This window comes from Caballeronia sp., assembly GCF_049581465.1.
Classification (GTDB): Bacteria; Pseudomonadota; Gammaproteobacteria; order Burkholderiales; family Burkholderiaceae; genus Caballeronia.
On the sequence record NZ_JBAUSA010000734.1, the window covers coordinates 1 to 4,216 of the forward strand.

At 60.8% G+C, this 4,216-nt stretch carries 3 protein-coding genes; 1 reads left to right on the forward strand and 2 read right to left on the reverse strand.

Annotated features, from left to right (window positions below; all coding sequences use genetic code 11):
* On the forward strand, nucleotides 1-137 hold a 137-nt coding region (locus WCA53_RS17980; RefSeq protein ID WP_423913432.1), incomplete at its 5' end, for an acyl-CoA dehydrogenase family protein.
* A gap of 28 nt (nucleotides 138-165) precedes the next feature.
* On the opposite strand, the gene WCA53_RS17985 is transcribed toward WCA53_RS17980, so the two are convergent.
* Nucleotides 166-3,075 (reverse strand): patatin-like phospholipase family protein, encoded by a 2,910-nt coding sequence (locus tag WCA53_RS17985; protein WP_423913424.1) that lies wholly within the window; start codon nucleotides 3,073-3,075, stop codon nucleotides 166-168.
* 270 nt (nucleotides 3,076-3,345) lie between these two features.
* A complete protein-coding gene (locus WCA53_RS17990; RefSeq protein WP_423913427.1) occupies nucleotides 3,346-4,146 on the reverse strand; it encodes a family 1 encapsulin nanocompartment shell protein in 801 nt (266 codons plus the stop codon).
* Nucleotides 4,147-4,216 lie beyond the last annotated feature (70 nt).

The following is a 4,216-nucleotide window of genomic DNA, read 5'->3' on the forward strand; positions in this document are numbered from 1 at the left end:
CGGGGGTGTCGCGCGACACGATCGTCGAGCAAGTGTTCCGCGAGATCCGCGCGTTTCGAATCTACGACGGCCCGACAGAGGTCCATAAATGGTCTATCGCGAAGAAGATCAAGCGCGACACGCTGGCGAGCGCTTGAGCACGATCGGATCACACGTTCCAGCTTTTCAACCGAATAGCGCGCGGCCCTGCGAGTAGCCAAGCTGTCGATGCGATTCCCACTGGACGTCGTCGAAGAACTGGTCGGCGGTCGTCTCCTGCGGAAAGTCGTGGTTCTGGATCTTGTACTGGCGTACATCGTGGGGCGCAGCAGAGGTAAGGCGAGGCTTGATCACCAGGATCTGGCCGGTACGGCCGCCGGGAAAGGCAGTCATCAGGCGCAGCGCAAGATGCTTAGGATTACACCTGAATTCGTCGAACGACTTGGCGACGACGTCTTCATTCACGGGCAGCGATTCAGGCATTGTCATCTTGCAAGGCGATTCGGTAATCTCGACGCCGAAATCGACGCGCACGCGTCGCATCAGGTTCGCGAGATCGGCGAAGGCGTAGGCGGAGTCCCAGCCGTTGTCAAGGATAACGATGAATTCGAGCCTGCGACGCAATAGCTCGTAGGCGCCCGTGTTCTCGAAATGGCCCCCATCGGTCAGATACCAGCGGCGCGCGCGCGGACCATCGAATAGGCCTAGCAACTCGCTTGTCAGGCAGAACTGCGTGCCGAACCATTTCTCGCGAATGAAACGCCTTGGCGCATTTTTGTCGGGAATCGGTACGCGCTTTTGCGGATCTTTTTTGGTCACCGCTCCGATGGGCGTGGAGAGCGTATCCCACCAGTAGCCGAGCCGGATATTGGCGATGCCGAACAGCAACGAATAGCCTGGATGGGTCTGTTGTCCGAGCCCGGTGCTGACCGCTGCGCCCGAAATCGCGATCCAGTCGCCGAGCGTCAGTGACTCAACCCAGATGTTCGAGACGTCCTTGCGGTTCAGGACATGCCTCGCCTTGGTGGATATGTCATTGGCTCCCTTCCATTCGCATAGCAGCACGCCCAGCTTCGCGCCGATCGTAATGCCCGCGGGTCCGACGCTCATGATCATGCCGCGCGCGCCGCGCTGGACCAGCGACGAATTCCAGTCGATGGTCTTGTTGATCGTCGTGTTGATCAGATGCACAGGGGCGCAACTGCTCTCGTGAAAGTACTCGCCCATTGAGATGCTGTCGCCTTCAACAAGGGAGGTGACATCACGTGATTCTTCGTTCGTTAGCCTTTTCGCGTTGGTCGCGCCGATGAACGCGCGGGTCAGTCGCACGCTGTAGAGGCGTTGATACGTCGACAGGTTGAGGAACTGGACGCAAAGACCGTCGATGCTCGCCAGGAGCAGCACGACCCCACTCGTGGCCGCGAGGAAACACAGGAAAATGACGGCTTTGGAGGGCTCATTCTGCGATGTCCAGAAGAAATGGCCGGCAAGGGAAAAGTGGCGGACGTAGCCGCCGAGCGAGGCCGCAACGGCGCGTGCGGCAATCGACCAGAACGTCAGGGTGACCAGCGCGGCGAGCACGGCCGCGACAGACGCGAGATAAATTCTCGGTATTTTAAGAAGCGTACTTTTGAGGGTCACGCCGTTGGACAGCAGGAATTTGGCGGCGGCCCATACTGCCGCGCCGGAACTTGCCAGCACGCCTAGCATCGCCGCGACTGGCGAGCTGCTACCAGCGGGGGACGGGTGCGGGATCCATGCACTGAAAATGCACGTTACGGGGGAGTCGGCACCGAATGGATGGCTCGATGCGCCTCCCGAGCATGCGTAGAAGAGCTGGCCGAGGGCATCGATAATCGCGATGGCGAAGGTCCAGATCATCACCTGGATCGGGCCCGACAACAGGGCCTGCTTGCAGACGTGAAGCGGTGTCGTGTACGCATTAGTCAGCGAATTTCGCACGTGGTCGACGAACGCGCGTTTGTCGAAGGGGGAGTCGGGCTGCAAACCGGGACTTGAAGCCGGAGTCGCGTTCGATCCTGAGCGCGGGGTCTTGCCCGGTCGCCCCTTCCGGCTTGCATAGATGCATGCGATGACGAATGCACCGAGCGAAAAAATCTCGGTGATGACCACCAGCAGCGAGCCGAATCCGACCGGCGAACTGGGCCGCGGCAATGCGGACATTTTTCCGGAAGCCAACGTCCGAAGCGTCCCGGGATGATTGAATTCGAGACTCGCCAGCGCGATGCCGATGACGATCACTAGCGAAGCAAACGGCAAGATCTTAAAGAGCGCTTTAGCTTCCTGCGCCAGGTTCTGCGTTAGCCAGTACGCTCGGCTCAGCGGCGAAACGATCAAAATGGCGATAGCGATCGTGAGGAGCCCAGGCAGGGATCTTAGAATCGGAGGCCAGGTAACCGCGATGCCCGTTAGTTCGAAGAACCCGTAGTTCACCAGGCTGATCCACAGCAGAATGGTGATCAATGACATGCCGATGACGTACTGGAGTGCGAACCAGTTTCGCAACGAAAATGCGATGGATTGCAGCACGTCGCTCATGCCGTTCGGTGCGAGATAGTTGCAGTTGTCGCGCAGATACGCGATGGGCGTGATCGCGCTAGCAGGGGCGGGGGCGGACGTCTTCGGGCGGAGCGTATGCGACGCCCTGGCCGCTTTCGCGGCGAATTCGTCTGGCGGTGGCGGTGTTGCCGAGTTGCCGGTGCGCGACGCATCGGGGACGAAAAGGCTGCCGTAGAAGGAACCAATGTAGCTTCCGCCGGACACCGTCGATACATAGCTGAAGTGCTTGAGCACATCGCGATCGGCCAACGCCTGGAGGACGCCTAGCGAAAACACTGCGCTGCGGATCCCGCCGCCTGAGATTGCAAGGCCGGGGACCTGGGTGGCGTTTTCAAGAGGAGGAAGTCCAACTGCTGCGCGATGGCGTCCGGCCTGCACAAACTCGGTGTGTTGAAAGTCGCATGGCAACGTCGAGGACGCGTGGCTGTCCTTGTCGTCTTTCGTCGTCCTGACGGCGAGCGCGGCACGGTTTCGTGACGATGCTCGCTGGAACAGGCTGGAAAAGAGACTCGGCATGACGGATCTTCCCGAAAGACACGCGTGACTCGGAACCCGGTTTATTCGATCGGCGAACGATATGGCATAGCGGTTTTGCGCTGCGACTGCGCGGCGAGCAAACGTTTACGTTTCTATTTCAACGGCTCGACGGTCGCACTGGGAGAGACCGTGGTCTGTACGATGTCACACACATGGCCGTGGGGATGGGCATGGGAGCACGGTTCTGCTTGCGGTGATTGTGGCGCAAGGGCCCCACACTCATCGCAAGCAGAACCGCCCACCCCATATCTAAGCGGGCAGTACAGCCACCGAAGCCTCGGCAGTCAACAACAAAAACGTCAACGTCTCCTGCAGGTACAGGCGCACCACCGTGTCAGTGTGACTAGAATATCCAATGGAAAGGTCCTGCCCGATATGCAGGTCGAAGTCGCCGCCCCGGGTGGAAAGCACGCTGCCGCCATCAATGGCCGGCGCCCAGATGATCTCTCCATTGACGAGCCGCTTGATATGTTCGAGGACAGGGTAGCCCTGGTCGCTCGCGCGGCTCAGCGCGGTGTACGCATCGGCACCCAACAACACCGAGTAAGGACCGTCGACGCCGGCAAGACGCAGTTGCTCGAGCGCGCGGGCGATCACCTCCGGGTAGTCGCTGATGTCGGCGGGCAGCGACAGCGTGGGGTTCGACGTGCCTTGCCGGATGCCGACGATGTTCGCCGCCTGGTAGCCGTCCAGAATCGCCCGGTCTTCCGCATAGGCGAGTCGTTGGGCCGCATCCTTCGCCGGTTGCCAGTCGGAGTCCTCCGAGCCGCGTTCGACATCGTCAATCGCCTCCCGCTGCAGTTCGAAGGGCACGCGCAGTTCGACCAGTGCCTTGACCTCTCGCTGCCGTGCGCTCATGCCTTCCTGAGGCGCTGCGATCGTTGCCTGATGACCGGTGCCGACAGCGGCCAGGTTCGCACCGCCCGGCCCGTTGAGATCGACCACGCGGCGGCCGGCAACGGAGCGCTTGAAGGTCCGCGCGACTTCTTCCTCGATCTGCGACCAGGCAGCGGCGGAGACGGGGGCTAGCTCGCGGTGCAGATTATTCATATTGAGGTGCTCCTTTGAGAGAGCCGATCTTCAGCGATCCGTCGCTGGCGGGCTCGGCGGGCGGTAAGGG

Coding starts and splice junctions, on each gene's coding strand:
- WCA53_RS17990 (WP_423913427.1), bottom strand. CDS start 4,146: ATGAATAATCTGCACCGCGAGCTAGCCCCCGTCTCCGCCGCTGCCTGG.
- WCA53_RS17985 (WP_423913424.1), bottom strand. CDS start 3,075: ATGCCGAGTCTCTTTTCCAGCCTGTTCCAGCGAGCATCGTCACGAAAC.